Annotated in this window: 26 protein-coding genes and 1 riboswitch; of the genes, 8 read left to right on the top strand and 18 right to left on the bottom strand. The window is 45.2% G+C overall.

The window, feature by feature from the left end; all coding sequences use genetic code 11:
• Positions 1 to 315 precede the first annotated feature (315 nt).
• Positions 316 to 606 carry a helix-turn-helix domain-containing protein gene (locus tag GKS34_RS13465; protein ID WP_163385363.1) on the bottom strand — a complete coding sequence of 97 codons (291 nt, stop codon included), beginning with the start codon at positions 604 to 606 and terminating at the stop codon, positions 316 to 318.
• Positions 603 to 971, bottom strand: coding sequence for a type II toxin-antitoxin system RelE/ParE family toxin (locus GKS34_RS13460; protein WP_163385362.1), 369 nt, complete (start codon positions 969 to 971; stop codon positions 603 to 605). The genes GKS34_RS13465 and GKS34_RS13460 overlap by 4 nt, the downstream gene beginning before the upstream one ends.
• Before the next feature lie 330 nt (positions 972 to 1,301).
• On the opposite strand from GKS34_RS13460, the gene GKS34_RS13455 reads away from it, so the two are divergent.
• The 3 genes from GKS34_RS13455 (at position 1,302) to GKS34_RS13445 (ending at position 3,591) form a co-directional block, all read left to right on the top strand.
• Positions 1,302 to 1,742 (top strand): hypothetical protein, encoded by a 441-nt coding sequence (locus GKS34_RS13455; RefSeq protein WP_163385291.1) that lies wholly within the window; start codon positions 1,302 to 1,304, stop codon positions 1,740 to 1,742.
• A gap of 248 nt (positions 1,743 to 1,990) precedes the next feature.
• Positions 1,991 to 2,947, top strand: coding sequence for a zinc metalloprotease (locus GKS34_RS13450; RefSeq protein WP_163385361.1), 957 nt, complete (start codon positions 1,991 to 1,993; stop codon positions 2,945 to 2,947).
• Positions 2,944 to 3,591, top strand: a complete 648-nt coding sequence (locus GKS34_RS13445) for a T9SS type A sorting domain-containing protein (RefSeq protein WP_163385360.1) — start codon at positions 2,944 to 2,946, stop codon at positions 3,589 to 3,591. Before GKS34_RS13450 ends, GKS34_RS13445 begins: the two co-directional genes overlap by 4 nt.
• Positions 3,592 to 3,799: 208 nt before the next feature.
• On the opposite strand, the gene GKS34_RS23745 is transcribed toward GKS34_RS13445, so the two are convergent.
• Both GKS34_RS23745 and GKS34_RS13435 read right to left on the bottom strand, forming a co-directional pair.
• Positions 3,800 to 4,072, bottom strand: a complete 273-nt coding sequence (locus tag GKS34_RS23745) for a type II toxin-antitoxin system RelE/ParE family toxin (RefSeq protein ID WP_163385359.1) — start codon at positions 4,070 to 4,072, stop codon at positions 3,800 to 3,802.
• Positions 4,066 to 4,290, bottom strand: coding sequence for a hypothetical protein (locus GKS34_RS13435; protein ID WP_163385358.1), 225 nt, complete (start codon positions 4,288 to 4,290; stop codon positions 4,066 to 4,068). The genes GKS34_RS23745 and GKS34_RS13435 overlap by 7 nt, the downstream gene beginning before the upstream one ends.
• Before the next feature lie 624 nt (positions 4,291 to 4,914).
• On the opposite strand from GKS34_RS13435, the gene GKS34_RS13430 reads away from it, so the two are divergent.
• Both GKS34_RS13430 and GKS34_RS13425 read left to right on the top strand, forming a co-directional pair.
• Positions 4,915 to 6,063: a cellulase family glycosylhydrolase gene (locus GKS34_RS13430; protein ID WP_163385357.1), complete on the top strand. Its 1,149-nt coding sequence runs from the start codon at positions 4,915 to 4,917 to the stop codon at positions 6,061 to 6,063.
• A complete protein-coding gene (locus tag GKS34_RS13425; RefSeq protein WP_163385356.1) occupies positions 6,056 to 6,832 on the top strand; it encodes an alpha/beta fold hydrolase in 777 nt (258 codons plus the stop codon). Before GKS34_RS13430 ends, GKS34_RS13425 begins: the two co-directional genes overlap by 8 nt.
• Here the strand turns inward: GKS34_RS13425 and GKS34_RS13420 are convergent.
• From GKS34_RS13420 to GKS34_RS13400, 5 genes are all read right to left on the bottom strand, one after another.
• A complete protein-coding gene (locus tag GKS34_RS13420) occupies positions 6,822 to 7,583 on the bottom strand; it encodes an SDR family NAD(P)-dependent oxidoreductase (RefSeq protein ID WP_163385355.1) in 762 nt (253 codons plus the stop codon). The genes GKS34_RS13425 and GKS34_RS13420 overlap by 11 nt on opposite strands.
• Positions 7,584 to 7,643: 60 nt before the next feature.
• Positions 7,644 to 8,813, bottom strand: a complete 1,170-nt coding sequence (locus tag GKS34_RS13415; RefSeq protein WP_163385354.1) for a PepSY-associated TM helix domain-containing protein — start codon at positions 8,811 to 8,813, stop codon at positions 7,644 to 7,646.
• Complete coding sequence (locus GKS34_RS13410) at positions 8,813 to 11,194, bottom strand: TonB-dependent receptor (RefSeq protein ID WP_163385353.1); 2,382 nt, start codon at positions 11,192 to 11,194, stop codon at positions 8,813 to 8,815. The genes GKS34_RS13415 and GKS34_RS13410 overlap by 1 nt, the downstream gene beginning before the upstream one ends.
• Positions 11,195 to 11,474: 280 nt before the next feature.
• On the bottom strand, positions 11,475 to 12,230 hold the full coding sequence (locus GKS34_RS13405) for a DUF547 domain-containing protein (protein WP_163385352.1): 756 nt from the start codon (positions 12,228 to 12,230) through the stop codon (positions 11,475 to 11,477).
• Between the two features lie 157 nt (positions 12,231 to 12,387).
• On the bottom strand, positions 12,388 to 13,074 hold the full coding sequence (locus GKS34_RS13400; RefSeq protein ID WP_163385351.1) for a haloacid dehalogenase type II: 687 nt from the start codon (positions 13,072 to 13,074) through the stop codon (positions 12,388 to 12,390).
• 149 nt (positions 13,075 to 13,223) lie between these two features.
• On the opposite strand from GKS34_RS13400, the gene GKS34_RS13395 reads away from it, so the two are divergent.
• On the top strand, positions 13,224 to 13,421 hold the full coding sequence (locus tag GKS34_RS13395) for a hypothetical protein (protein WP_163385350.1): 198 nt from the start codon (positions 13,224 to 13,226) through the stop codon (positions 13,419 to 13,421).
• 92 nt (positions 13,422 to 13,513) lie between these two features.
• On the opposite strand, the gene GKS34_RS13390 is transcribed toward GKS34_RS13395, so the two are convergent.
• From GKS34_RS13390 to GKS34_RS13380, 3 genes are all read right to left on the bottom strand, one after another.
• Positions 13,514 to 14,014, bottom strand: a complete 501-nt coding sequence (locus GKS34_RS13390; RefSeq protein WP_163385349.1) for a rhodanese-like domain-containing protein — start codon at positions 14,012 to 14,014, stop codon at positions 13,514 to 13,516.
• A gap of 82 nt (positions 14,015 to 14,096) precedes the next feature.
• Positions 14,097 to 14,612 carry a DinB family protein gene (locus tag GKS34_RS13385; protein ID WP_163385348.1) on the bottom strand — a complete coding sequence of 172 codons (516 nt, stop codon included), beginning with the start codon at positions 14,610 to 14,612 and terminating at the stop codon, positions 14,097 to 14,099.
• 172 nt (positions 14,613 to 14,784) lie between these two features.
• Complete coding sequence (locus GKS34_RS13380) at positions 14,785 to 14,946, bottom strand: hypothetical protein (protein ID WP_163385347.1); 162 nt, start codon at positions 14,944 to 14,946, stop codon at positions 14,785 to 14,787.
• Positions 14,947 to 15,311: 365 nt separating this feature from the next.
• On the opposite strand from GKS34_RS13380, the gene GKS34_RS13375 reads away from it, so the two are divergent.
• Positions 15,312 to 15,521, top strand: coding sequence for a YgaP family membrane protein (locus GKS34_RS13375; RefSeq protein WP_163385346.1), 210 nt, complete (start codon positions 15,312 to 15,314; stop codon positions 15,519 to 15,521).
• Positions 15,522 to 15,599: 78 nt separating this feature from the next.
• Here the strand turns inward: GKS34_RS13375 and GKS34_RS13370 are convergent, their stop codons facing one another.
• On the bottom strand, positions 15,600 to 18,119 hold the full coding sequence (locus tag GKS34_RS13370; RefSeq protein ID WP_163385345.1) for a zinc-dependent metalloprotease: 2,520 nt from the start codon (positions 18,117 to 18,119) through the stop codon (positions 15,600 to 15,602).
• A gap of 136 nt (positions 18,120 to 18,255) precedes the next feature.
• Between GKS34_RS13370 and GKS34_RS13365 the strand changes: the two genes are divergently transcribed.
• The gene (locus tag GKS34_RS13365) at positions 18,256 to 19,371 is read left to right on the top strand and encodes an NAD(P)/FAD-dependent oxidoreductase (RefSeq protein ID WP_163385344.1); all 1,116 of its coding nucleotides are present in this window, start codon (positions 18,256 to 18,258) and stop codon (positions 19,369 to 19,371) included.
• Positions 19,372 to 19,427: 56 nt separating this feature from the next.
• On the opposite strand, the gene GKS34_RS13360 is transcribed toward GKS34_RS13365, so the two are convergent.
• The 5 genes from GKS34_RS13360 to GKS34_RS13340 all read right to left on the bottom strand — a co-directional run bounded on the left by GKS34_RS13360 (position 19,428) and on the right by GKS34_RS13340 (position 26,743).
• Positions 19,428 to 21,833 carry a TonB-dependent receptor gene (locus tag GKS34_RS13360; protein ID WP_163385343.1) on the bottom strand — a complete coding sequence of 802 codons (2,406 nt, stop codon included), beginning with the start codon at positions 21,831 to 21,833 and terminating at the stop codon, positions 19,428 to 19,430.
• 82 nt (positions 21,834 to 21,915) lie between these two features.
• Positions 21,916 to 22,012: riboswitch (TPP riboswitch) on the bottom strand.
• Between the two features lie 49 nt (positions 22,013 to 22,061).
• Positions 22,062 to 23,129, bottom strand: a complete 1,068-nt coding sequence (locus GKS34_RS13355) for a fatty acid desaturase family protein (protein ID WP_163385342.1) — start codon at positions 23,127 to 23,129, stop codon at positions 22,062 to 22,064.
• Positions 23,130 to 23,260: 131 nt separating this feature from the next.
• Positions 23,261 to 23,845: a gliding motility lipoprotein GldD gene (gene gldD / locus GKS34_RS13350; RefSeq protein WP_163385610.1), complete on the bottom strand. Its 585-nt coding sequence runs from the start codon at positions 23,843 to 23,845 to the stop codon at positions 23,261 to 23,263.
• A 20-nt stretch (positions 23,846 to 23,865) separates the two neighbouring features.
• Positions 23,866 to 24,474 carry a nitroreductase family protein gene (locus tag GKS34_RS13345; RefSeq protein WP_163385341.1) on the bottom strand — a complete coding sequence of 203 codons (609 nt, stop codon included), beginning with the start codon at positions 24,472 to 24,474 and terminating at the stop codon, positions 23,866 to 23,868.
• 16 nt (positions 24,475 to 24,490) lie between these two features.
• Positions 24,491 to 26,743, bottom strand: coding sequence for a TonB-dependent receptor domain-containing protein (locus GKS34_RS13340; protein ID WP_163385340.1), 2,253 nt, complete (start codon positions 26,741 to 26,743; stop codon positions 24,491 to 24,493).
• Position 26,744 lies beyond the last annotated feature (1 nt).

The following is a 26,744-nucleotide window of genomic DNA, read 5'->3' as shown; positions in this document are numbered from 1 at the left end:
TTCAGCCTGAGAAGCAATTTGAAGGGAAATAGAAACTAAGATAATCCCATTGTTTACTTCAGGTGTTATCATCCGGTCCCGTAGGGACCAAAGGTGGCTATTAATAACATAATGAATCCTCTTCCGTGCCTTTAGGTACGGAATATGGTGATCGGAAACGGGGAAACCGATCGGTTTCGGAATTCAGCTTGGAGACGGCGGGTCCTTCCGGAGCCTACTTTTCCTGCCCTGATCGAATATTGTTGGATTAACAAAATAAAATTTTTAACGCTCCCCCTAAATGGATTTAAGGTGATGATATAGACCTGAATTTTTTCAAACTTCAATGGAAATTTTGACTTTTCCTCCCAATCCTTTTTCAACTATGTCGAAGAGTGTTTTAAGTGTCAGGTTGCTTCCGTTATTTTCGACTCTTGAAATGTAGGTTCTCTTCTTGTCTACTAATTCTGCCAGTTGCTCCTGAGTCAAATTCCTGTCCTCTCTGGCTTTCTTTAATAATACACCGATCTTAAATGATTCAAAATCTCTTTCAAGTTCGTCTCTTCGTGATGTGCCTTTCATTCCATACACATCATCTTTTATGTTATTCCAGCTTTTTGTATTCATGGCTTCGGTCTTTTCTTTTCTTCTGATTCTTTTTCGGCAAAGTATTGGTCCATCAACTTACTCGCCTTTTCAATTTCCTTTGGTGGTGTCTTTTGTGACTTTTTTTGAAAGCCATTTAACAGAATAACAAGCTGACCTTCATCAAAAAAACAAAACACTCGCCAAATGTTTGATCCCAACTGAATACGGGCTTCAAACAACCCCTTCTTGGTCTTGATAGGCTGCAGGTAGGTTTTGGGTACTCTTTCCAAGGTCTCAATAGCCTCAATAACCTTGTAAATTTTGTTTTGAACTTTAACTGTCTGCTTTTTTAGAAAGTTCTCAAAATGGTCTTGGTAGGCTATGACTTCCCTTACTTTATTCATGAACGTAAATGTAACTTAAAGGTTACTATTTTCAAAGTTTCAGAAAGTTGTTTATTTGTGAATGTACCTTCTCAAAGTGCTATAACTATCAAATCTATTTTGTTCCCGAAAGGGTTACCAACCCTTTTTATCCAGGTTCGGCATTGCAAGTCCCGAACAGCCCATTTGGTCCCAGGCCATCTCATTCCTGTAGCGTTTTGCAGTCCTTTTTCGTCTTAAAAGAAAAAGACAAAAGGATTAGGAAATTAAAAATAAAACCTGTGTGTTTAGTAGTGTTTTTAATCCTTTCTTTTTTTAACCGGATGGAGTAGCAATTAAAATTTGATTAAGATGACGAAAATAGTAGTTTTTAAAAGTAGATGGATGGTTTTGGTAGGCATGGTTTTTCTTATACCGATTCTTAGCGGATGCCAGGATGAGGGGTTGCCCGATCAAGTCAGATCATTGGATGACGCATATGCATTCATCGTTGGGGAATGGGAATGGAAAAAGTCTCTGGTTATTAATCGTAGGCAAGGAAGCACCTTGGTTCAAACTCCCAAATCTGAAGGGATTACCAAACAATATGTTTTCCAGGGGAACAGATCCATGCAGTATTTCGAAAATGGCACTGTTTTGTGGACAGCTGATTATCAGATTGAAATAAATGAAACGAAGTTCCGCTTACAGATTTTGGAAACAGGCTTCTCAACAGGGATTTCTTTTCACACTGACACCCTAATATTCATTAATAGAGTTTTCGGAGACAACGAATTCTATATTCGGAAATGAAATATACAAAAAGCAAAATCATTAGGTTATGAAAAGAATTATATTATCAATTTTTACGATTTTATTTTTTTCCCATTTAGGGATGCCGCAAGACAGATGCGCAAGCATAATGAATTTGGAAAGTATAAAACAGGCTGACCCAATTAAATGAAGGTGCCGTACGAAATGTTCCATCCATTATTAGAGTTCCAGTGGTTGTGCATGTTTTGCATAATGGTGTTCCCGTTGGTACAGGTCTCAACATTGCGATGGCACAAATAGAATCACAAATTGACGTATTAAATGAAGATTTTCGGCGAATGAATTCAGATGGTGTAAACACACCCGGTGCGTTTTTACCAGTAGCAGCAGATTCCCAGATTGAATTTTATTTGGCTTGCATAGACCCAAATGACAACCCAACAAACGGTGTGGTCAGAGTTCAAGGTGAAGGTGAATATACTGTGGAGATGGATGGAGATCAAGTTAACGAAACTCTGACTGGAATAAAAGTTGGCATAAATGGCAGCCAAGCTTGGCCCACCAATCGGTATTTAAATATTTGGGTAGCAAATCTGGCAGACGACGTTTTAGGCTATGCACAATTTCCTGATCAATATGCTTCAAAGCCAAATACTGACGGAGTAGTTATCAATACTACTTCTTTTGGGACAACGGGACTGGTAGATGCTCCCTTTGACCAAGGAAGGACGGCAACCCACGAGATCGGACATTGGTTGAACTTGTTACACATTTGGGGCGATGAGTTATGTGGGGATGATTTAGTAGGCGACACTCCTTTCCAAGAATGGTCAAGTACAGGGTGTCCTAATCATCCAAGAGCTTCGTGCGAAAGTGATGATATGTTTATGAACTATATGGATTATACCGACGATGCATGCATGAATATGTTTACCCAGGGACAGCGTAACCGTATGCGTGCAGTGCTTTCTCCAGGCGGAATTCGGCATAGTTTTGTAAGTTCTCCTTTGGGGATGTCTATAACCGGACCCGACCGCATCTGCACCACAAATACCAACTTCACCCTCCAAAATGTTCCCGCAGGGCAGACGGTGACCTGGGCGGTATCGCCTACCTACCTCTTTCCCTCCACAGGAAGAATGGGTACGGGAACTACCGCCACCTTACGGGCGGCAGGTACTTCTGTCAGTGGTGCAGCCACCCTTACCTACACAGTGGATACGGACTGTGGGAATACGAGGTGAGCCGGGAGATCTGGGTGGGCGTACCCAATACCAGCATGCAGGTGGATGCCAATTACTACCCCATCTGCCTGAACGAATACACCTATATCAACGCCTTCTATGATCCCTATAATACCAATCCTGAAGGCAATAAAGATGCTGACATTACCAACTTTATCTGGCAGCAGCCTGCCGGAGTCAGTTGTTTTACCGCAGGTACCAGAAATGAGGTGCTGGCTTGCTGGTTTACAACACCGAATATGTATACCGTAAGGGTGCGTGCCGTCAATTCTTGTGGTCAGGGTGCCTTTCAGAACGTATATCTCAATGTGTATGGCTGTTCGTACTATTCCATGAGCCTTAATCCCAACCCCGCCAACGGCAGGGTACGCATAGCACTTACCGAAATGCCTTTGGATGAATCCGCAAAAGCCATTCTTCAATCTGAAAACAAAACCAGTCGGGAGTACCAGGAGTACAGCTTCGACAGCCCTCCCCAGCGCATCCGGGTCTTTGACCTGACGGGAGCGGAAAGGATCTGTGTGGAAGACCCTCCTGCGGACAGCAGTTATGAGCTGGACATCAGCCACCTCCAGCCGGGTGTCTATGTCGTCCACCTGGACCACCGCAATGGCACCGTCACCCGGCAGCTAAAGGTGGAGTGAACTAGAAATAAAAAATCTCCCTGACCGTTGGTTAGGGAGATTCTTTATGGAGGGAAAATTGACCGCCCCTATGTGAATCCATCCTTCACCTGCAAGACTTTCCCCGGAGAGTAGAAGTCGCTTCAAACTTTTATCTACAACCCGGTTTAACAGGACGGATTTAGCTGTCATTGCTTTTATTCGGTTCCTGGCTGGTGTGGATTACATTTTATATTACGATTTGATCCATCTTAACTTGAAAAATGATCCGATAACTCCACCTGAAAAACCTCCGGATGTTACCTGGATTGTTTGGATAATATTCATCCAACTGGTGTTTTTCAGGGTTCAGGACCAGCGTTTTGGTAGATCTTATAATTTCCCGCCTTACATTGTCTGCTGCACTTTTGGACTCTGATTTTATCCAATCATAATGATCCTTTAGAGCCATTTTGGCTTTATCAGACCATATAACGGGTTTATGTTGCTGTATTTTTACCAACGCTCGGATTCTTTCTCCAAGTCATCTACTGTTGAGATTTTTCCTGCCTGCACTTGAAGGATGGCTTCGTCAATGGAATTTACATACTCTTTTAAATCCATCGGGGAATATTTAGACTTCGTGTCCTTTAATAATGCATACAGAACCTCAAGTTTAGCTCGGTCATTGATGGAATCAATGGTTTGATGTAGCCTTAATTTTAATTCCGCTATGCTCATGCTTTTTTTTAAGTAAATATAATGAGATTTCTCTCAAAATCAATCGGATCAAAGCAACCGAACCAATGAATTAAGGAATGCCTTTTGGGCTGAGCTTGCCGAAGCCCGACGCTGCCCACGCCATAAGGCGAAGTTGAAACATATGATCGCTCAGTACAGGCTGAAGTATGCTACATCACCCAACTATTTTCGGAATCATAAACAGAAAAGACCCGCCAACAAGCCATTTGTAATGGCTAATCGGGTGCATTTTAAGAGACGGTCTTTTTAGGGTTTGTCTTTGGTTTCCGGCATTACAAATGCCTCGTTTGCGTAACCAATCAGACACCTGGGATGTAGTTGCCAACTCCCAGAGACAGTTTTGGGGATTGCAAATCCCCTTTATCTGAACCACGGAATTGCAAATTCCGCGGAGCGGAATGATAACCCCTTAACAAATTCCAGGTTTTTGTCGCTACAAAACTATGTGACCTATGTGCGCTATGTGGTTAATTCTTTTGCGTCCTGGAAATTCATGAAGATTGGATGTCCATTAAAAAGGATCACTGGTTTTTTGGCATTTATTTTTTATTTTGTCTCCTGGTAATTCAATGCCGGATACAAACCAAATAACCTGTTAAGCCCATGCTATCCCACTCCAATTCCAGAAGAGATTTTCTCAAAAAGTCCGCGCTCCTCACCGCAGGGATAGGACTTTCACTTCAGCAAAGCAGCTTCGCATCAGCCAAAAACAAATTGCCGCGTTGGCGGGGATTTAATTTGCTGGATTTTTTTAATCCGGATCCGGATAAGGGACGCAAAAGCAAAGACGAGTATTTCAAATGGATGGCCGACTGGGGTTTTGACTTTGTCCGCATTCCCATTTCCTATCCCAGTTACCTGGATTTTGACCGCAGCAAACCCATCACTCCCGAAGAGGTGATGCAATTTGACGAAAGAAGGCTGGAAGAAATTGATACGCTGATCGATAAGTGCCACGAGCAGAAGTTACACGTCAGCCTGAACCTACACCGGGCACCGGGCTTCTGCATCAATGCCGGTTTTCAGGAACCTTACAATCTATGGGAAGATCAGGAGGCATTAGATGCTTTCTGCGCCCATTGGGAAATGTGGGCAAAACGCTACAAAAATATCTCCTCCAAAAAATTGAGTTTTGACCTGGTCAATGAGCCCTTTAAACGGGAAAATCCGAACGATCAGCACTCTCCGGGAGGGCCGGTACCGGTAGAAGAATACCGGAAAGTGGCTCAGGCAGCCTTAAATACGATCAAATCCGTCAAAAAAAACCGCTTGGTCATTGCTGATGGAAATGGCGGTGGGGGCATGGCTGTTCCCGAACTGGCGGACCTGGACCTGCACCAGAGTTGCCGCGGCTATTTCCCCATGCACATTTCCCATCACAAGGCCTCCTGGGTTTACAAAGACCCCGATAGCCTGAAAGATCCGGTCTGGCCCGGCATGCATAACGAAAAATATTACAGCCGGGAGGATTTGGAGAAACACTATGCCCCTTGGATATCTTTGCTGGAACAAGGGGTAGGCGTACATTGTGGGGAATTGGGTTGCTACAATAAAACTCCCCACGAGGTGTTTTTATCCTGGTTTGAGGATATATTGGATATTCAGCATGCCCATGGGATAGGTTTTGGCCTTTGGGAGTTTTCGGGTACTTTTGGGGTATTAAACTCTGGCAGGAAGGATGTGGAATACGAAGATTGGCATGGAGAAAAACTAGATCGCAAACTGCTAAACTTGTTAATGAAATATGCCTGAAATCGCCTATTTGAAATACGGAAAAGGTTTGCCCCTCGTATTGTTACCAGGTTTTGGTGAAACCAAAGAAATATGGACCGACTTTGCCAGGCCACTGGCGGACAGCTATGAAGTCTGGTGTCCGGACCTACCCGGTTTTGGGGAAAGCAAGGCACCTGGGGAGGGCTTTACCTTGCAAACCGTAGCGCAATCGCTGGGGCAATGGCTGTTAAACCAGAATATCCCAAACGCTTGTCTGCTGGGCCATTCGCTTGGCGGATACCTGGTACTAGAAATGGCCACGCTGTCGAACCTGTCTTTATCGGCCATTGGTTTGTTTCATTCGACGGCCTTTCCCGATACGCCAATGAAAAAAGAAACCCGAAATCAAACCGTCGCTTTTCTGGACAAGCACGGAGTAGCCCCTTTTATTCGTTCCTTTGTTCCTCCCTTGTTTTCGGCAGAAAATCGGGACTCCTGCCAGCAGGAAATCCAGAACCTGATCAGCCGCGGTATTCTCCATTCCAAAGAAAGCCTGATAGGGTATACCCGAGCCATGCGTGACCGGGCTGATCACATGGCTACGCTAAGGGAATTTAGCAAGCCAAAACTCATGATCTGCGGCGATCAGGATCCAGCGGTTCCACTAGATGCCAGCCTGAAACACCAGGAGGCGGTGACGGATTTCAATATACTGGAAAATTGCGGACACATGGGCATGTTTGAAAAACAAAACGAATCCCAAATCCTCATAAAAAATTTCCTAAAGGGCCTTTCTGTTAATATGTAGCCCTGCCACCGGATAAATCATAGATAAATCCGGTCGTAAAACTGGCTTCGTCCGAACAGATCCAACAAGCCATGGCGGCAACTTCTTCCACGGTACCCAGCCGTTGCATCGGAATTTTGGAGGCCATGTATTCCAATTGCTCCGGAGCCGTATCGGCATTCATCGGTGTTCGAATGACTGCCGGTGCCAGTCCATTTACGGTGATGCCTGTAGCGGCATATTCCTTACCTAGTGCCTTCACCAAACCAATGACCCCGGCTTTAGTCGCCGAATAGCCGACCATATTGGGGTTACCTTCTTTTCCGGCAATGGAGGCAATTAGCAGAATCCGGCCTTTACCTCCCTTTTCCATCCAGGTCAATGCGTATTTGCTGGTTAGAAAGGAGCCTCGTAAGTTTACCTGATAGATTTCATCAAAGGCTGCTGTGGGGTAATCGGTAATTTTCGTTTGCGTAGGACCCACAATACCCGCAGAATTGACCAGAATATCCAATCGACCGAAAGCTTCAATAGTGTCCCGAAAGGCCTTTTCCACTGCCTTTTCATCAGAAATATCTACGACAGTAGCTTTGACAGGTATTCCTTTTGCCTGCCATTCGCTTTCCAGGGCTTTTAATTTTTCTTCTTTTATGTCCCACAGCGCAATGCTGGCTCCTTCGGCAGCAATCCGCTGTGCAATGGCCTTGCCAATGCCATCGGCTGCGCCGGTAATTACCGCTACCTGATTGGTGTACCTCATTTCAGTCTTCATCCAGCTATAGTTTAAGTTGTCTTTTGGCTAAAATAAGAATAAAGACTGATGTAATAAAGGTTACGCTTCTACCAATGTTTTGGTTTGTTTTTTGGTTAAGACTTGCTTCTCTTTTCCTGCGTTGGACTTTTTCCTTCTCCCCCACCAAATCATAAATCCGGTAATTGGCAACGATGCAATGAGGGCACTCAGGCAAAAGGCAAGGAATTTACCAGGCAGGCCTGCAATGGCTCCCACATGAATGTCGTAGTTCATTCGGTTTAGTTTTTCCCCAAAGCCAGCCTCCGGAAATCGGCCCCAAACATGGTCTACCGGAATTTCTTCCAGGCTGTATTGATCGAAATAGCGATAATCCATTTTCCAATAGGTATCCGCATCCGGATTGGCATTGGCCGCGATGGCTCCGTGTTCGCTTTCGGCAGGATGTACTTCAATCCAGTCAGCATCTGGATACAGACTATTCATTTTGGCCCAAACCCGGTCTATGGCTGGAGTGTTAGCATCCGATACCTGGGTAGAATCAGAATGGGGGGTGTAGTACTCAATAAAGGGTTTACCTCCAGTGGTCGTGTAGAAGACCGCGTCCCGAAACCAGGAAAACCCCCACACTAATCCCGTCAGCGCAAAAATCAATGCAAATACCATCACATAAAAACCAAGAACCCGGTGCAGATCGTAATTTTTTCGTCTCCATCGCGCATTCCAGCGGATTTTAAGGGCTTGCTTCAGATTAACCTTCTTTTTGGGCCACCAAAGTACCAGCCCGGACAACACCATCACCAGAAAGACCAGGGTAAAACTGGCTACGACCGGCTGCCCGATTTCCGGAGGAAGCCAAAGGTAAAAATGACCATCCAGAATAATCCTGAAAAAATCCGCATATTCATCCTTTACCTTTTGCACCATTCCCGTGTAGGGATTGACATAGACGAAATAGTAATAATGCTCTTCAAAGCTGTAATAGATCGCCATGGCGGCCCGCTCTGCGGTGGGGTAGAGCACTGCATGCAGGTGTTTTCCCGGCAGGGCCTCATCAGCGGCTTCCCAAATTTTACTGGGGGGTAGCACTGCCGTTTCCTGAGGAGTCACGAAGCGATAAGGCTGGAGCAGGTCCTGTATTTCAGATTGAAACGCGTACAAACAGCCGGTAACGGCGACGATAAATACCACCAGCCCGGAAGATAACCCGAGCCAGAGGTGCATTTTTCTGATGTATTTCTTCAAACGCATTAGAATCGGTAATTTAATGCCAGACTAATGTTTCGTGTATTCTGCGGAGTCACGGTAGACCATCCTGAGTAGTACAACTCATCTGTTAGGTTATTGACCTTTAGTGCCAACAGGTATTGCGGTCCTGAGTAGGAAAGGGAAGCATTAAACACCTCGTACGGCGGCAGGGCAAAAGTACCCGTGGTACTTCTGTTTAAGGTAAGGTGCTCGCTGGCTGCGTTCCCACCAAATCCCAGACCAAAGCCTTTAAGGGGTCCCTGAGGAGCCGTGTAACTTGCCCAGAAATTGATCAGGCGATCCGGACCGGCTTCTTCCGGGCGCATGCCCAGGTAACCGTTTTCCGGATTATCCCCGGTCACCTCCGAGGTGTTTTTGGAGTAACCGGCAACGATATTCAGGCCATTGATTGGGTTTGCTACCAGACTAAATTCCAGTCCTTTGCTTTCCACGCTTCCTCCTTGTATGAAATTGTTGATGTTGGCTGGATCTATCATGATTCGGTTATCGATGCCGATGGAATAATAACTCAGGGTAGCCGCCAATTTATCCTTGTATAGGCTTGTCTTTACGCCAAGTTCCCACTGGTTGGCCTGTTCGGGGGAGAAGGATTCTACTCTGGGATTGGACCCGTCGGCATTGCTTACCTGCCGTGGTGCCACGTTTACGAACCCATTCATGTAATTTCCAAATAGAGAGACTTTGTCTTTTATCGGCTGGTATACCAGGCCGAATTTTGGCGACAAGGCTACTTGTTCGTTCCGCTCTTCCTCTGAAAGGTTTTCTGACTGATCACTGAACCGGTCTACCCGCAAACTAGCCATGGCAGATAATTTTGGTGTAAAGGCAATGACGTCGGATACGTAAGCACTTACCACCTGGGTTTTGGCCATGGAATTTCCGACAAAGGTTCCCTTTAAAATATCATCCACACCCGCTCGTGTCAGGTCTCCGGTATCGGTACCCTCCTGTAGCGACACCGTGCCGTTGGCAAGCCATCCAGAGCTGCCATCCAATAAACCCGATTCGTAGAAGTCCAGTCCGACGACCATTTTGTTTTCGAATTTGCCGAGAGAAAACTCCCCGATAAAATTTTGCTGAATGTCCGTGGTGAGGGTTTGCCCGTTGCGGTTGGAAATAAACCGAACGAATTCATCGCCGTTGGACTGATCCCAAAGGTAGTGGTAATACCCGGCGGACTTGGTGGAACTTCTGGATAGTGCGGTTTGTGATGTCCAGGAGTCCGAAATTTCATACATGGCCTGGGCCTGTATGGCGAAGGTAGTATTCCGCATGGTCAGGTCGTTACTGGTATACGAACGGAAATAGTTGTCTTCAAACAGGTCAATACTGGTAAAACTCAAGGGAGCGTTTCGGTTCAAAAAGATCATGGGAGCATTGGCTGCCTCAGAATCCAAAAATTCGGTGTTGATCAGAAATGTCAACCGATCGCTGGCCTTCAATTTGAAAGAAGGCGCAATGTAAAAGGATTTTCGGTTCCCTGCATCCTGAAAAGTATTCTGGGATTGGTAGGCCGTATTGACCCGCATAAACGCCTGATCCGAAAGCGGCAGGTTAATATCTCCGGTGACCCGATTCAGACCAAAACTTCCCGTAATGAATCCAATTTCCCCTTTCAAAATATTCAGGGGCCTTTTGGTGGAGACATTTATCAAGCCACCGTAGGAAATCAGTGGGCTGCCAAACAGGGTTCCTGAAGGACCTTTGATAACGTCAATGCTTTCAATATTCGCGGGATCCAGGGCGCCGTTATTGACACTAGGTAAGCCGTTGACCATGGTGGGTTGAACGGAAAAGCCTCTCATGGAATAGTATTCGGCTCCATCGCCGCCCCTGCCGGTCGATTCCCAAAGCCGGGTCACGCCGGTGGCATTTTTCATGGCATCGTTCATATTGGTCACCACTTGCTCTTTCAGCAGTTTCGAGCTGATGGATTGATACACCTGCGGGTTTTCGAGATCTTTTAGGGGCAGTTTGGCCACCGTAAAAGCACTGTCCTCATAAAAGCGGTTTGAAAACTGATCGGAAACCACCACTTCAGCGAGCTGGGTGGAAGATTCCTGGAGCCGAAAAGATAACTCCACCTTTTGTCCTGGCTGCAATTGGATGGTTTTTGTTTGCCTTTCTGCTCCCACCAGCGAGGCAAAGATTTCATAGGTGCCCGGAGGTATGTTTTTTATCTCATACGTTCCCAAACGATCCGTTGTGGCCCCTTTGGATAGGCCTTGAATGCCCACATTTACAAATTCCAGCGGTAACTCATCGGCGGAGGTTACGGTGCCTTTAATACTAGCATTTTGTGCCCAGGCGGCAAATCCGAATCCCAGGGTAAAAAGAATCAGACTAATGGATTTAAGCTTCATATCGGTTACTAATTGAATGATTTGACAAAGCTATTAATTAGACTAAATCTAAACAACGCTATTTGGAATTAATTTAAATAAAAATTGAAAATCACCATTTCGAGTTCCCAATTCCTGTTCTGCAGAAGGGACCCTTTCTGGAAAAAAGGATAATGGACAACACCTTTTAAAAATTCAACCCCCTGGCAGTCCGGGGAATGTCGAAAAATCACCCTAAAAAGTCACTCCATAAACCCGGTGCTGACTCTAAAAAAAAGGCTTGATTTGATTTATACCTGACTCATTCGTTCAAACTCCAATCGTAATCCCTGTAACTAATTTTACTGGAAGGGTGGAGAGGTGTTTCTGCGTATTGATTTAAAAAATCAATTAAACTGCCATTTGTTGTAAAATCCTCTTCAAACCAGGAGAAGATACTGGAAATTTCAGCGCTATCAGTACCCAGTTCATTTCGGTTGGGATCGTTGATAAATTCCTTGCTAACTTTCTCCAACTGGGCTTCCATCTTTTCTGCCCTAAAAGCACGATTCAATAGCTTCGGACAAGAAACCGAAGCGCAATTAATGGCAAAATGAATCCGAGGCTCGTCGAACTCTTTTCGAAGAATCTTGTGCTCTATTTCATCCAGGCTGGCCGGTTGCCCGCCAATTTCAAAAAACTCCAGATGCCAGACAGTATTCACCAGGGGGATATCCAATAATGGCCCGATATCCCGGATGCTTTCTACCGGATAGTGATCAATGATCAACTTAATGGTAAAGGCGTTGTAGGCATTGATCCAATAGGCCAGTTGCTCTTCCCTGGACCAGGTATCTCTATCGGGCGGATTTTGACTAAGTAATTGCAGGTAATTTTTAAACTCCTCTTTATCAGCAATAAACCCCCTGTAATCCACTAACCCCTCCTTGTCTACATGTCGCGAGAGCAAGGAATCAAAAATGTCGTGAGATGGCGGCTCGGTATCTTCCCCGCCCAATGGTGAATTCCCACAAGATACGTTAAACAAAAAAAGAACAAACAGGATAAGGATTTTCATGGATGTTTTTACGTTTTGTTGTGAATCTTTAGCTCGTTATAGCCTTTCAATATCTTTCACCAAAATTCTGTTCCTACTATAGCTGATGATACCAAATGAAATGCGTACTTCTAAAATTAAATGTAGGCTCAATTGATTCCATCCATCAAACCAACTATTACTCCATTTGTACGGCAATTTGCACCAACGAATTCCCGGAGTATTCCGGAAGGGGTGCCTCCGGATATAACACCTTTCCAGGGCGGGAGACAAATGCCGTTTGCATTCCCACTCGCTGGGCTCCGAGAATATCCCAGGCATGGGCCGCCAGCAACATTCCTTTGTTGGCTTGGATCTGCATTTGATCCAATACATGCTTATAAGTAGCCGGGTCGGGCTTATATTTACCGGTGACATCAACACTGAAAATCCGTTCAAAAAATGGGGAAAGCCCTGCATGATCCAGTTGCTTTTGAACCAGATCCAGGCTACCGTTGCTCAGTGCTACCAGCGTATATCCCGCGTGTCGAAACAATTCCAAGGCTTCGGGAACCTCCTTGTGGGCAGGAAGTGTACCCATCAAGCCTAAAACCTCCTCTATCTCCTTTTCCTGAATGTCTTTCTGGTATTCCTGAAAAACCATTTTCAGTGTTGCCTTGCCTATGGATCCGAATTCACGGTAATTACCGGTTAGTGATTCTACACAGGAGTAATGCAACAGCAGGGAAAACCACTCCTTAAAGGCATGCGCATCACCCCTTAGTTCATTTACCCTACTTTTTACAGGACTCAAATCCAATAAGGTTTCATTTACATCAAAGATCAGTAACTGAGGTTTTTCAAGAAGTGAGGCTTTTGATTTCATAAGATTATAATAATTTTTTAGCTGCCATTTGGAATCTCGCAAGCTTTAATAGGCATCTCTGTGTGTGACAATTTCGTCATGTCTGTCTGCCTTAGGCAGGATCGATTTCATTAGTTAAAAATAATAAAAAGAACTGACTTATAGTCGATATGAGATCACAATTAGGGGATATCTGGGTAACTGTCGGCTATACTTCTAAAGGCGATGTAGCTGAAATCACGCCGGTAGGTTACGGAGAAAAGCACTTCCTGGCTGTTGCGGTAAAAACCATTAGCAATTACTCCAACCAATTTTCCTTAAGGAGCTGGAAAAGGTATTTGCAAAAAGAAAATGGCCGGGTTAGATAAATAAGTGCCAGGGTGATTAGGTTGCCAACTGTCTAAAAATTGATACCTTCACAATTGGTAATTTTAGAATGATCCGGTCATCAAAGCCGAAATTAATATACCTTTTCCCCTTTATTCAGCCACATGCCCCACATTTTATTGTAGGTATGCACCCGATCGGTCTGAATGGTGTCGCCTGTAAAGACCGGATTGTCTTCATTGACCCAGTGAAAGATTCCTCCATACAAGTTGTATACATGTTGGTACCCGGCCGCTTTCAGTTTTTTTCCAATTTCCTGACTTCGGGCACCAACGGAGCAATAAACGACAATGGTTTCGTCCTTTGAAATTTTTGCCACCGATTCCATCGAAAAGGTTTCGTACCCTACCCATTGGGCTGACTCAAGATGGCTAACCGAAAATTCCTCCCATTCCCGGGTATCCAATATCACGGCCTCCTCCAGCAAGTCTTTCTGCTCGGGGTAGACCAGCGGGAAGTCCTTGTCATAGGTGGTTTTTAGCAAGGCTTTAAACGGCAGGCTTTGAGAATAAGCAGGAACCGCAAAAAAGGTCCAGGCGACAAAACAAATTAATCGTGGAAAGGATACGCTCATAGCTAAGTAACACGCCTTCCCAGGCAATAATTTCCGAAAAGGAACGAAATATTGCCCAAAGGGCATTTCTTAAGCGGGATTTCTACCAGCCGACGTAGCCGGGAGCCGATACCCCTTTCATCCGAAGGTATACCAGGCATTGGGCCCGGTGATGGGCCTGATGGTCACGCAACAGGTAGAAAATATTTTCCTTGGTCATGGAAACGCCGCCAAATTCAATCTCCTCATTTAGCTGAGATTCGGAGGCATTTTGGATCAAATCCAGCACATAGGCATTGGCCCGATCCAGAACAGCCATTACATCTACTTTTTTGAAGCCGGTAGCATCCTCTTTGCGGTAAAAATTTTTACGATCGCCGGTAATGCGCGAGGTCAGCATGCTGATATTATCTGCCACGTGAAGCAATTGCTCCTGAAAAGACATGGCTTCATCCGTAGGTCTGAAATCATAGCCAGCCTCGGGCATGGCTTCCGCCACGGCTTTCGAATAGTTCAGGTTTCGTTCCCAGACTCCGGCATACTGTTTTTCAAAATATTGCTGCGCATGTAGATTCGTTCCGGCCATAAAGAGTAAGAGTGCAATCCATCGAACCGCCATATATCATCCTTTTTGTAACCATGCAATAAACTGAACTTTCGGTAAAAAAACAATTTGGGCTGTCAGGAAATTCAGAAAAACCCGACTAGCAGGTATAACGAAATACCAACCACTAAAACAAAACTGCATATGTGTACCGTATCTTATATTCCCAGTGCCCATGAATTTCTACTTACCTCAAGCAGGGATGAACGGGTGGAGCGGAAAACGCTTCCTCCAATGACCTGCCGGCATTCGGGTCAATAAAATAGTGTACCCAAAAGATGCCGTTTCGGGCGGCACCTGGATTGCAGGTTGCGGTGGTAGCTATAAGCACAGGCCTGATTTGCGGCATTGGGTCGTTGTCATTCCGCTCATTTTCATTATATACAGGTAAGTGTTTCCTGATCGGGGAGATAAGCTCAGTTTTACCTGAAAAAAAACGAAAAGGTCAACGAAACCCAACAAAAAAACTATTGGAAATCGCTAATAAATGTCACGTCCATCGTCCCCTGCAAGAGCAAATTTGCATCGAATCGAGGTCTAAAAACGAATAGCATTTCTGGGCACAAAGACCGGCTCTAAAATCAACAAATCTTTACTATCCGTGACAGGAATCACACAAACCTTCCTACACAATGACTATCTTTAGTATATCTATCTGAGGATTACGGTAACAGACCGTAATGCTAACCATGAAAAACCAAAACACAACCTATCATGAAAAAAAACATGGGTACTATTGATCGTGTGGTGCGGACCATTATCGCTATTGTCGCCCTGTATCTTTACTTTACAGGAGCTGTGTCAGGAACCTTAGGCTTGGTATTTATTGCAGTGGCAGCTATTTTTCTGCTAACAAGCCTGGTGAGTTTTTGTCCCCTTTATACGCTGGTTGGAATAAAGACTTGCCCGGCAAAAGAAAATTAAGGTAGGCACTTTATTAAGAAAAAAAAGGCTGACTCCTCACGGAAATCAGCCTTTAAACTTTTACCTGGAACCCGGTCGTTAGGCAGGATCCAGAATTTCTTTAATACGTTCCAGACAATCCTCTAAATGGATTTTACTCATCCGGTCTCCGGTTCTGGGAATGGCCCTTTGAATTTGTCCTTGAAGGGTTTTTAAGACGGCCCGAGCAGCTGGACGGATATCTGACTGAGAGGCGTCTAAAGAGGAAGCTGACCTCCCGCTTTCATCTTCGCTAAGGAGGAGTTCCAGCCGCTCTAAATGCGCACGTTGCAGGCTTCTGCGGTTGACATCGATGGTTTTACCCTGAGGAAGCTCGGACCATATCCCTTCGCTGAGGTCATCCATCATCTCCAGCAATCCATAGGCCGATGCCCCGTTCAGGGCCTGGTTTTCAATGACCCTTCCCAATCTACCCCATTCCAGAATGCCATTCAGCGTGGTTACCTGAAGTTTTCGCACGCGGTCAAGCATTCCAAAATCTTCAATCCTATGGGTAATGGCCTCATTGGTCAGCCAGTCCTGGGTAGCAAATAACTCATTGACCAAAAACGCCATGGCTTCTTTTTGGGTGGCTTTGTCTACGTGGGTATACACGGCTTCCTCTTCCTGACCTGTAGCTTTATAGATTTCGTAGACCCCGCCTATATTGGTTCGTACATGTCCCATGTATCGGTTATACTGGGCCAAGACCTGTCCGTACAATTCCTCCAGATCACTGTAATCCTTATAGGGTTTGTCTTTCTCTGCCGTCCATTCGATCAGGTTTGGTACGATCCGTTGCAGGTTTTGGATGCCGTAGCCGGAAGCCTTCATCGCATCGTTACCCAAGTCTTCGCTTTGAGTACTGGGATCGTAGGGGTTGCCCTGCCGACCGTACCGGTAAACCGGATTTCCCTGTTTTTCCAATATCCATCGGTCCAGGATGGCCTGCTCTTCTTCCGGAGTATTGGCTTCTGGAATGGGTCTATAGCCCCAGCCAACAGCGAATTTGTCATAGGGGCCCACTTCTGGATACAGGTGTACTCCTTCATCCTCAGGTTGTGCAATGTAATTGAACCGGGCATAATCCATAATGGAGGGAGCCGTACCGAATTCACGGGTAAAGGTAGCTGAACGCAGGGAATCTACCGGATAGGCAAAAGAAGAGGCAAAATTGTGGGGTAACCCGAGGGTATGGCCTACTTCATGGGCGGATACAAAACGAATCAACCTGCCCATCACTTCATCTTCAAATTCGGTTCCCCGGGATTCCGGATTGATAGCTGCAGTTTGGACAAAAAACCAATTGCGCAGCAGGTTCATGACATTATGGTACCAACCAATATCGGATTCAATGATTTCACCGGACCGAGGGTCGGAAACATGGGGACCATAGGCGTTTTGAATATCAGAAGCAAAATAACGAATCACGGAATAGCGCGCATCCTCGGGATGCCAATTCGGGTCTTCCTCAGGCGTAGGAGCATCTTTCGCCACAATGGTGTTTTTAAAGCCCGCTTCCTCAAATGCAACATTCCAGTCCTCAACCCCCGCTTTTAGATAGGGTACCCATTTTTTTGGCGTAGCCGGATCGATGTAATAAACAATCTGTTTTTTGGGCTCTACCAACTCTCCGGCCTTGAATTTTTCAAGGTCTTCCTCCTTCACTTCCAATCTCCAGCGGTCAAGGTAAGTCCGCTTGCTGGCCTTTTGCGCATCCAGACCGTAATCGGTCACCCGGGTGCTAAACCAGCCCACCCTACGGTCAGCTAGTCGCTGCATCATGGGTTCCTTCGGAAGCAAAACCATGCTACTGTTCATTTCTACCGTAATCAAGCCTGTGCTGGAATTAGAGGGAGGCTCGGCAGCGGCATAAGTAAGTACATACCGGGCTTCAATATTGGTAGGATAGGTACGGATGCTATCCACATAAGAGCGGTCGGTGTCCAATCGGGATACTTTGTATTGGGTACGACGGCTTTTCTGCAAGCCAAGGGCCTGTATGTCCTTGGAAAAAAGGTCCGTCACTTCTATCACCCAGCCTTTTTCGTCCTTTCCTTTAGACTTGATATCGAAGCGATAAAGAATAGGTTCCAGATTTGAGTTTCTCACCGCTTCGTAGATCGGGAGTGAATCGGATGCGGTATTTGAGTAAGAAACTACCCGAAGTAGCAGGTTTTTGTCCTTTTTATCCCAGCGTAGCATCTGGGTATTGGTGCGCTCTCCTCCATATCCTATACCCGAAGCGGTCTTGGAAATAGTAGTGACCATAAGCATTTCTCTACCCAGCATCTCCTCGGGAATTTCATAAAAATAGGCCCCATCTACCAGGTGCACGTCAAAAAGCCCTTCCTGGCTCTGCGCTCCTTCTGTAATGACCTCTTTGTAGGGTTTTAACCCTCCTTTGGAGTCTTCTTTTTCTTCAGAATCCTTCTCGTCTTGTTTTTCAACCTCCTCTTTCTTATCTTTTCTTTTTTTACGTTGAGCTTGGGCTTCTTCTGTAAAACATAGGGTGAAACAAAAGCTAAACAAAAAAACAATCAGCAAACCTGACCTTGACCAATGCGTGTATTTTTTCATTTAAGTAGATTTAATGGAAAGACGAAATTAAAGGATTATTTTTAAATCCATTCTTTATGTAGAATGGAAATCACTTGTTGAAATAATTTTACCCTTTTCCAAACCATCCCGAGCAAGGATAGTTAAAAAACCAGACATGTTTGAAAATGAAATCATTATCATTGGAGGAGGATTATCCGGATTGACGGCAGCCTATTTACTGGCCAGGCAAGGTAAAAAGGTGCTGGTTATAGAAAAAAAATCCTATCCTTTTCATCGAGTCTGTGGAGAATACGTGTCCAACGAGGTAAAAGACTTTTTGATTCGGGAAGATTTGTTTCCCTTTGAGCACAATCCGCCTTCCATCAACCGGTTTAGATTAAGTGCCGTCAACGGAAACCACGCTGATTTTCCTTTGGAATTAGGTGGCTTTGGGATAAGCCGATACGTGCTGGACCATCATATTTTCCAAAAATGCCTGGAGCAAGGGGTTCAGTTTTTGCAAAAAACCCAGGTTATCGATGTCCGGTACGAATCAAAAAAGCATTGCTTTTTAGTTGAAACGAATGACGGAACCATCCTTCCGGCGGTATTTGTGCTGGGGGCTCATGGCAAAAGGTCAAAAATTGATAAAAAATTAGATCGCCCCTTCATTCAAAAAAGAAGCCCTTATATAGGCGTTAAGTACCATATCCAAGCAGAAGGACTGGAAGACCAAATGGTGGCCTTGCATAACTACAATGGAGGTTACCTAGGCATCAATAAAGTAGAAAACGGGCATTTTAACTTGTGTTATCTCGGTAGCAGGGAACAGCTCAAAACTTCCGGAAGTATTGCTGCCATGGAAGAAACCTACCTTTACAAAAATCCTCATATTCGTGAAATTTTTCAAAATGCTCATTTTTTATGGGATAGGCCGGAAGTGATCAACGAGATTAGCTTTGCCACAAAACAGCCTATAGAAAATCAGATCCTGATGTTGGGGGACGCAGCTGGCATGATTACACCTCTGTGCGGAAATGGAATGGCCATTGCAATCCATACAGCAATCCTGGCAGCCGAAGCCTTTCGGGAAAATCAGCACTTGACTGAAATTCAGGAGGCCTATCAAAAAAATTGGAATAGGTATTTCCGAAAACGACTTTTTCTCGGAAGAAAAATACAACAGCTATTTGGAGCTCCGCTGGTCTCTTCCCTTGCAGTAAAATTATTGCAAAGTTCTACTTTTCTATCGCGACAACTTATCCGACAAACCCACGGTACTCCCATGTAATAAAACCACCCCAAAAAGCAAAATAAAACAGATTGGGGTGGCTTGGAATCTTTTTCTTAAAATCGTATGGATAGGCCCGCCAGGAAATTGGTCCCGGCCATGGGATAGTAATAATTTTCAGTTACCAATTCCCTGCCACTAGTTCCCTCTGTCGGCACGAAATAACTAAACGTATACCCATTCGGTTCGTACAGTTCGTTGAAAAGGTTATTAACCTTCAGGGAAAATGCCATTTCCTCTACAAAGCCGGGCTTCCAGCTGTAAGAGAACCGTAGATCCGTGGTCCAGAAGGGGTCAAGGCTACGGCTTTCCTGCTGGGTATTGTCCAGGTACTGTCTACCAACATACTTATTGAGGAGGCTTAGCTCCAGGTTTTTTATCGGACGGAAATCAAGGAGGACACTACCTACCAGATTGGGAGAAAAGGCAATATCCGTATCCTGGTAAGTGGTGCTTTCCTGCCCTGCAAACGCCCAATTTTCATCGTACACATCGTTGTATTCGGTGAAAGTATCAATCTTATTTCTACTTAATGCAATGTTTCCTCCAATTGTCCAACGAGTGTTAAGCTGCAACGCTCCATCCAGTTCTATACCGGCCCGGTAGCTGCTCGCAACGTTTTCACGTATATAAGCGCCTACATCATTTAGTTGGCCGGTGAGTACCAATTGATCCTGATACCCCATGTAATACAGATTGGCGCTGTATTGGTAGCGATTGCGATTGACGCGAACCCCCGCTTCCACATTATTCAGCGTCTCCGGTCTGGGGATTTCTTCGAGCGGAGAATCCGTGAAATCCGCACGAACCGGTTCCCGGTTGGCCACGGCATAGGATGCATACCAGGTCTTTCCATTGGTTGTTTCATAAGACAAGCCAACTTTAGGATTAAAAAAGTTATAATTCTGGCTACCGGTGATCGTCCTTAGATCGCTGTTGATTCCCTCGAAGCGATAGTAAATATTTCTCCACTGAAAATCGCCAAAAAGGTACAATCTTTCACGAAATTCATAGGTGCTTTTCAAGTACAGGTTCCGATCATCTTTGACGGCTATATTGTCATAGTACCTGTCTCGAATATCGGTGTTTCCACTAACACCCATCCAGATGATTTCTCCAAAGTGATCTCCATCATAGCGGTTGGCTCCACCGCCTAAAATGGCATCCACTTTACCATTTTTGGAAACATAGTTCAGGGAAAATACTGCCCCATAAAAATCATTGTCCAACCACCTTCTACGAATGATATCAGTTTGGCTGATTTCTTCGTTACCGATGACTATAGGATCTATTCCATAGTTATCCGGTAGGTTGTCATCCGGTCTGAATTGCTCGTAATATCCTTGTCCTTGAGTGTAGTGTAAGGCGAAATTGGCCTTCAGGTAGTCTCCCCAGGTACCTGCATAAATAAACTGATAATGATCCTGCTGGTAATTATCAGTCTCGTTTTCATAAGTGTAGCTATTATACGTGCGATCGGTTTCCAGCAGGTTTTCAGGTACCCCGTTCCAGGCCTGGTAGGTCTGTTCTGATCCGGAAAAGATATTGACCTTTACAACATGGTCTTCTCCAAAATAGCCACCGGATACAAAATAGGATTTCAGGTCCGAGAAAGCCCGATCGATGTAGCCCTCAGAAGAAATTCTTGAAAGTCGGGCATCTACAGCCCAGCGGTCGTCTATCAGCCCTGTACCTGCCTTAATGGTATGTTTGCGGGTCGCAAAAGAGCCGACCGAATGATCGGTTTCGGCATAAGCGGCCTCTTTTTTTGTATCCGTTTGGATATTCAGGCTGGCGCCAAAGGTGGCCGCTCCATTGGTCGAAGTGCCTACGCCTCTCTGGATTTGAATGTTTTCTACCGAGGATGCAAAATCCGGCATGTTCACCCAGAAAACGCCATGTGATTCGGCGTCGTTCAGCGGAATCCCATTCACCGTCACATTAATTCGGGTCTGGTCGGTACCTCTGATCCTCAAGCCCGTATAACCGACCCCGGCACCTGCATCGGAGTGGATAACGATTGAAGGGGTATAATTGAGCAATAGCGGTAGGTCCTGGCCAAGATTATTTTTGGAAAGGTCTGATTTGTCGATCACCTGAAAGGTGGTGGGGGTGGTGGCAGAAGCCCTCGTTCCGGTGACGATAAACTCCTCTGTCGTAACGGTCATGGGGTTTAGTCGGATAAGAAGCGGTGAATCCTGGGGAACCCGGACCGTAGCCCAGATGGGCTCGTATCCTACATAAGATATTTTCAAATCCCATTCGCCTTCCGCCATACCATTTAGCTCAAAGTGACCATTTCTGTTGGAAACCGTGCCTTTTTCGGTTTCTTCGACCATAATGGTGGCCCCGGGAAGGGCAACATCGTTTTCGGCATCCCTGATTTCTCCTTGAATGCGGTTTTGGGCCAATGCCCATTGCGTCAAAAGCATTCCTGCTGCTGCCAGATACATACGAATCATAATAATTAACGAATTCGGTTAAACATAAAAGGAATAAAGGGGTATTCCTTTTTTCGTTGTTTACCCAATAGCAGTACGTACGATAAGCTATTTCTCATTTCCCTTCGCCGGCACTACCCGGATCAGGTAATATGGGTATGATCTCAGCCCGGTATATTGGGGCACCCCTAATGATCTTGATGCAAATGTAAGTGGTAGAAATGGGAAAGCCAAATCCTACCGCATGGCTTACGCTGTTCCCAATACTCTTAAATGGCGAAAATGGGAAAGAAAAGCACGTCGTAATTTCTGATGCTCCAGATAGGTGATGTTATATTCCCCGCATGCTTGCTTGATTATCTTGCTAATAGCAGGATAGTGGATGTGTGAAATTTTAGGAAACAGGTGGTGTTCCACCTGGAAATTCAAGCCACCCAGAAACCAAGTCAGCAATTTGTTGTCGGTGGCAAAGTTGGCGGTTGTACGAATTTGGTGAATCATCCATTCATCTTCCAGGCTATTGGTGGCTGGGGAAGGTAAGGGGAAAGCGGTTTCTTCCAGGCTATGTGCCAATTGAAATACCATGGTCAACAATAGTCCAGCAAACAATCCGAAAACGGCGAAACCTATAAGCCATTGGCTAAATCCTACCATATAGATGGGGATGACCAGAAATAAAATCAAATGAATGGCCTTGAAACTCCAGAAACTGATATGATCCGAAAGATTCATCTTTTGGATAGGAACCATTCCGACTTTCTTGGTCACGTATTTTTTATAATCCGTGAAAAATACCCAATATAAGTAAAGCAGAGAATAGGTGAAAATAAAGTAGTAATGTTGAAACTGATGAATTTTAAACTTTTTCTGGGTAGGGGAAAGTCTCAAAAAAGGGCGGGCATTCAAGTCGTCGTCTACTCCCTCTACATTGGTAAAGGAATGATGAACCACATTGTGTTTGGTTTTCCACATAAAGACATTGGCTCCCAGAAAATTGATCGAAAGACCAGCCAATTTATTAACCCATGGCCGGTCACTGAAACTACCATGTGCGCCATCGTGCATGACATTAAAGCCGATGAAAGCAGTCATGGCTCCCAAAAGCAGGCATTCTAACAATGCAAAAGGCCAGTAGGGCGTAAAGAAAACAAGGTGCACGTAAAGCAGAATAAAGGTCAATACGATGATACCTGCTTTTAAATAAAGCGGGCTGTTTCCGTAACGGCTTAAATGTTTTTCCCGGAAATAGTCACTTACCCTTTTCTTCAATTCCTGATGAAAATTGGGAGTAGGTTTAGAAAATTTTGGCGTAGCCATACTTATTTATTAATAGGTGAATTGCAAATGGTGAACGTAGAGAGAAGGTGGCTTCGTATTTCTGAAATCAGCCGGGTGAGGGACGGTATCCAAAATACCAATATGAAAGATACAACATTTTATCGGATTAATCAATTAAATTCCAGTGTATTTATTAAATGCATCATATCTGTTTTAACATATTCAATGACAGGGGCCAGTGAGTCATTTTTAACGGCTGTATTGAAATAAAGTGCTCCTCTCAAAAAATGAGAAGTAGAGTCGGTCACAAAGAATTGAAACTGGGTAGGTACTTCTCCGCTCAGCTCTGCTACCAAGCCCGTGTAGCCTGTAGGCGTCCGGACCACGCTTTCCTCAATTCCATAGGCCTTGATTTGATGCTTGAATGTCAGATTGAGTGCGTCATCGAGGAAGGATTTGAGCTTTTCTCTATTCCCCTCAATGGGCTTGTAAGTAAGGTGCACCCTTGCTCCCAATGAAGTATAATGCAAATTGATCCAGGTTTTTTCAGCCATGTTGAAGGAATCCGGCTCCACCTGCAGGTGCCTGGAGTGCTGAAAGGTATAGGGTAAGTCCATTCCTAGTGGCTCAAATTCCCTTTGCGGCAAGTCAATGCGATTGTAACCCTCTGGTTTGGGCAGGTAATCCTCCCCGCATGCGCTGATCAACAGCAGAACCAGCAGGCTCCAACCAATAATCCCCGGAGAAAAACCCATGTCTTGCTTTTTCCTTTCCATTATTCCTTTACCCAAGAAACTTTTTCTGAAATTGGTTTTCTTTTTCCTTCCGGCCAGCGATCGGAGGCTGGTTTGGCCACATAAAAAAATCCCATCAGCATGTCTTCTTCTTCCAAACCGAAAAAAGACTTGGCTTCCGGCCAGAATGTAGGACCGCCAGTCCCCCAATAAGCCGCCAAGCCATGCGCACTTGCCGTGAGGTACATGTTCTGAACCGCCATGGCAACGGCCGCGATTTCCTCCATTTCCGGAAGGTTGGCCCGGAGATCCCTCTTCATCCCGATCGCAATTATATGAGATGCTTTTAGTGGATTCTCTTTAAACTTGGTATAGGTGGCTTCAATAAATTTTCCGGTTTTTTCACTTCGTTCCTTGTACAAATCGGATTGAAAATCAGCAAGCCGCTGAAGTCCTTCTCCCGAAAAGACTACAAAACGCCAGGGCTCGGTTAGCTTATGGGTCGGAGCCCAATTGGCATTTTCCAACATTTCCATAATAATCCGATCATCCACCGGATCGTCCTCCTTAAACTGAGCTACAAATTGTGATCGCCGGTTTCGGATAATTTTATTGACTTCTTCGATATTGAATACGGGTCGGTTATTCATAAATATTATATTACTTCTAGTATTTCAATCCAACCTTTATCCCACCATAAAAGTTTCTTGGAGCGGCTGGCTGGAAGTACCTGCCTCCGAATGGGTTCAAGTCATTGCCCAGGCTATAACTGGCATTCGATAGGTTTTCCACGCCTGCAAAAACTTCCAAATCCAATGTGGTGCCGATACTACCTCTCCAGCCTGTTCGGGCATTAAGAAGGTGATAGGCTTCTTGGTACACTGTATTGGCGTCATTCAGGGGAATATCATCCACAAATTGGTGGGTGAAATTAAGGTAAAAACCAGGTCTGGTTCGTATATCTATCTGATTTACCAGTGTATGCGGAGCCACTCCGGTAAGGTCATTTCCAGAATAATCATTTTCTCCTTGTACAAAATTGGCAAAGGTAAAATAATGACCGGTAAAGGTATGGGTAAGCTTTAGTTCTTGAATAAAAGTCAGTTGATTGCGGATCAAGGCATAATCCACCAAGGCTTCTATTCCTTTTTGATCCGTGGCCCCGGCATTGCGAAACAGCACCACTCCCTGATCATTGGTAAAGGTGGTGATGGTCTCGTCCAATTTAAAGTAGAAAGCAGAAACATCCACATTTATCCCTCCCTGGTTAAAGCTGGACCGGTACCCCAACTCATAATTAATCCCCTTCTCCGCCTCCAGGTCCAGGTTGATGGTACCTTCATTGGTCCTCACCTCATCAATGGTTGGGGGAGAAAAGCCTGAACTAATACTCCCGTGAATAGCTGCCGTTGCGTTCAATTTCGCAACCAATGCTATTCTCGGAACAATTACCGGATCAAATGTACGACGGGCCTGAGACGGCATGCCCCGGATGGCGTCAATGTTTCTGGCAATATCCAGACTGGAGAAATTTTCACTCAAGCCCAGCGTTAATAAAAATTGCTCTGATAATTCGGCTTCCACTTGCTGGAAAAGAAAGGCGGTGGTCGATTGCAACTCATCACTAAACCGGATGGTGTCTGCCTGGCCGGCCCGATTGCCAAAGTTTTGGGCCGCTGTTTTTGAAAACTGGTATTCGCCCCCTCCGATCAATCGTACCGGAATGGATCCCCAGATAGCATCATAGGTAAAACTGGTTCTTCCCCCATAACTAAACTGCGTTTCCTTTTTATAATCCAGGTTAAACGGATTTTCGAAATCTACGGTGTTGATATAGATCGAAGTCTTGTTACTGAAATTGGGATGGAACTGGTAATCGTGAGAAACTACTCCATACATCGACTGTTGGTCAATAGATGCATTTTGTGCTGCAGACCCAGGTCGGGCCTGGCTGGGATCTTCCTCCACCTGGCTGGCAGTCAGCGCTCCGGGCAATTCATAAAAAAGATCAGAATACAATAGTTGGGTCGTCAGCCGTTGATTTTCAGAGGGCCGGAAATGCCCGGTTAGTTGAACAACTTCGCGGTCCATGGCGGTATGATCCCGATAGCCATCGGCTTTCTGTTTCACATAGGACACCTTGATGCCTCCTTCCTCCATTTTTTGAGAAAGTCCAAAACGGTACCGTGTCATCCCAAAATCGCCAAAGATAAGATCCGAGCTAATCCTGTTTTCATTGATGTCCTGACTACTGCTAAAATTAATAACGCCTCCGTTTCCGGCACCATAAATGCTTCCCGCCGGACCCTTGATGATTTCGGTGTTTTCCAGATTGGAAAGATCCAGCATGTTGAGCGGCGTGGTGCCATCTGCAGCCGTAAAGGGGACTCCATTCCAATAAACTTTAACATTTCTTACCCCAAAAGGAGCGCGTAATGAGCTTCCCCGGATCGAAATACGGTAACTGGCAGGGGCCCTTTGCTCCACCCGTATGCCCGGCTTGGTATTAAAGGCATGGACCATAGAAGTTTCATCGAACCGAAACAAATCCGCTTCAGAAACCCTGGCGATACCTGCTGCCTGCTCCAAAAGGGGTCTTTCCGTGTCAAAAGAACTGACCACCACTTCCGAAAGCGAATTCTCTGCCCGTTGCAAGGAAACCGTCAACGTGCCCGAAACGGGTACCGTTTGCGTCTTACTCTCATAGGCCACATGCGAAAACCGCATCTCGGTAGGCTGTTCCAGGGAAAGGCTTACTTGTCCTTTTTCGTCGACCACGTAAGCAGCGATATTGTTTCCTTTCAGAGACACATAGGGTATCGGATCTCCAGATTGGGCGTCCAGCACTAAAATTCTGGTCTGTGCAAACAGAGTCAATGGCAATACAGTTAAAAGCAAGAGAGATAGGATTCGAAACATG

Source organism: Cyclobacterium jeungdonense (assembly GCF_010994275.1).
In the GTDB taxonomy this organism is placed as follows: Bacteria; Bacteroidota; Bacteroidia; order Cytophagales; family Cyclobacteriaceae; genus Cyclobacterium; species Cyclobacterium jeungdonense.
Note: the sequence above shows the minus strand (reverse complement) of the source record. Positions and strands in the feature narration are given on the sequence as shown.

Bases quoted from the DNA above. Each gene is read 5' to 3' on its own strand.
- GKS34_RS13465 (WP_163385363.1), bottom strand. From the start codon at position 606: ATGAATACAAAAAGCTGGAATAACATAAAAGATGATGTGTATGGAATG.
- GKS34_RS13460 (WP_163385362.1), bottom strand. From the start codon at position 971: ATGAATAAAGTAAGGGAAGTCATAGCCTACCAAGACCATTTTGAGAAC.
- GKS34_RS13455 (WP_163385291.1), top strand. From the start codon at position 1,302: ATGACGAAAATAGTAGTTTTTAAAAGTAGATGGATGGTTTTGGTAGGC.
- GKS34_RS13450 (WP_163385361.1), top strand. From the start codon at position 1,991: ATGGCACAAATAGAATCACAAATTGACGTATTAAATGAAGATTTTCGG.
- GKS34_RS13435 (WP_163385358.1), bottom strand. From the start codon at position 4,290: ATGAGCATAGCGGAATTAAAATTAAGGCTACATCAAACCATTGATTCC.
- GKS34_RS13430 (WP_163385357.1), top strand. From the start codon at position 4,915: ATGCTATCCCACTCCAATTCCAGAAGAGATTTTCTCAAAAAGTCCGCG.
- GKS34_RS13425 (WP_163385356.1), top strand. From the start codon at position 6,056: ATGCCTGAAATCGCCTATTTGAAATACGGAAAAGGTTTGCCCCTCGTA.
- GKS34_RS13420 (WP_163385355.1), bottom strand. From the start codon at position 7,583: ATGAAGACTGAAATGAGGTACACCAATCAGGTAGCGGTAATTACCGGC.
- GKS34_RS13415 (WP_163385354.1), bottom strand. From the start codon at position 8,813: ATGCGTTTGAAGAAATACATCAGAAAAATGCACCTCTGGCTCGGGTTA.
- GKS34_RS13410 (WP_163385353.1), bottom strand. From the start codon at position 11,194: ATGAAGCTTAAATCCATTAGTCTGATTCTTTTTACCCTGGGATTCGGA.
- GKS34_RS13405 (WP_163385352.1), bottom strand. From the start codon at position 12,230: ATGAAAATCCTTATCCTGTTTGTTCTTTTTTTGTTTAACGTATCTTGT.
- GKS34_RS13400 (WP_163385351.1), bottom strand. From the start codon at position 13,074: ATGAAATCAAAAGCCTCACTTCTTGAAAAACCTCAGTTACTGATCTTT.
- GKS34_RS13395 (WP_163385350.1), top strand. From the start codon at position 13,224: ATGAGATCACAATTAGGGGATATCTGGGTAACTGTCGGCTATACTTCT.
- GKS34_RS13390 (WP_163385349.1), bottom strand. From the start codon at position 14,014: ATGAGCGTATCCTTTCCACGATTAATTTGTTTTGTCGCCTGGACCTTT.
- GKS34_RS13385 (WP_163385348.1), bottom strand. From the start codon at position 14,612: ATGGCGGTTCGATGGATTGCACTCTTACTCTTTATGGCCGGAACGAAT.
- GKS34_RS13380 (WP_163385347.1), bottom strand. From the start codon at position 14,946: ATGCCGCAAATCAGGCCTGTGCTTATAGCTACCACCGCAACCTGCAAT.
- GKS34_RS13375 (WP_163385346.1), top strand. From the start codon at position 15,312: ATGAAAAAAAACATGGGTACTATTGATCGTGTGGTGCGGACCATTATC.
- GKS34_RS13370 (WP_163385345.1), bottom strand. From the start codon at position 18,119: ATGAAAAAATACACGCATTGGTCAAGGTCAGGTTTGCTGATTGTTTTT.
- GKS34_RS13365 (WP_163385344.1), top strand. From the start codon at position 18,256: ATGTTTGAAAATGAAATCATTATCATTGGAGGAGGATTATCCGGATTG.
- GKS34_RS13360 (WP_163385343.1), bottom strand. From the start codon at position 21,833: ATGATTCGTATGTATCTGGCAGCAGCAGGAATGCTTTTGACGCAATGG.
- GKS34_RS13355 (WP_163385342.1), bottom strand. From the start codon at position 23,129: ATGGCTACGCCAAAATTTTCTAAACCTACTCCCAATTTTCATCAGGAA.
- gldD (WP_163385610.1), bottom strand. From the start codon at position 23,845: ATGGGTTTTTCTCCGGGGATTATTGGTTGGAGCCTGCTGGTTCTGCTG.
- GKS34_RS13345 (WP_163385341.1), bottom strand. From the start codon at position 24,474: ATGAATAACCGACCCGTATTCAATATCGAAGAAGTCAATAAAATTATC.
- GKS34_RS13340 (WP_163385340.1), bottom strand. From the start codon at position 26,743: ATGTTTCGAATCCTATCTCTCTTGCTTTTAACTGTATTGCCATTGACT.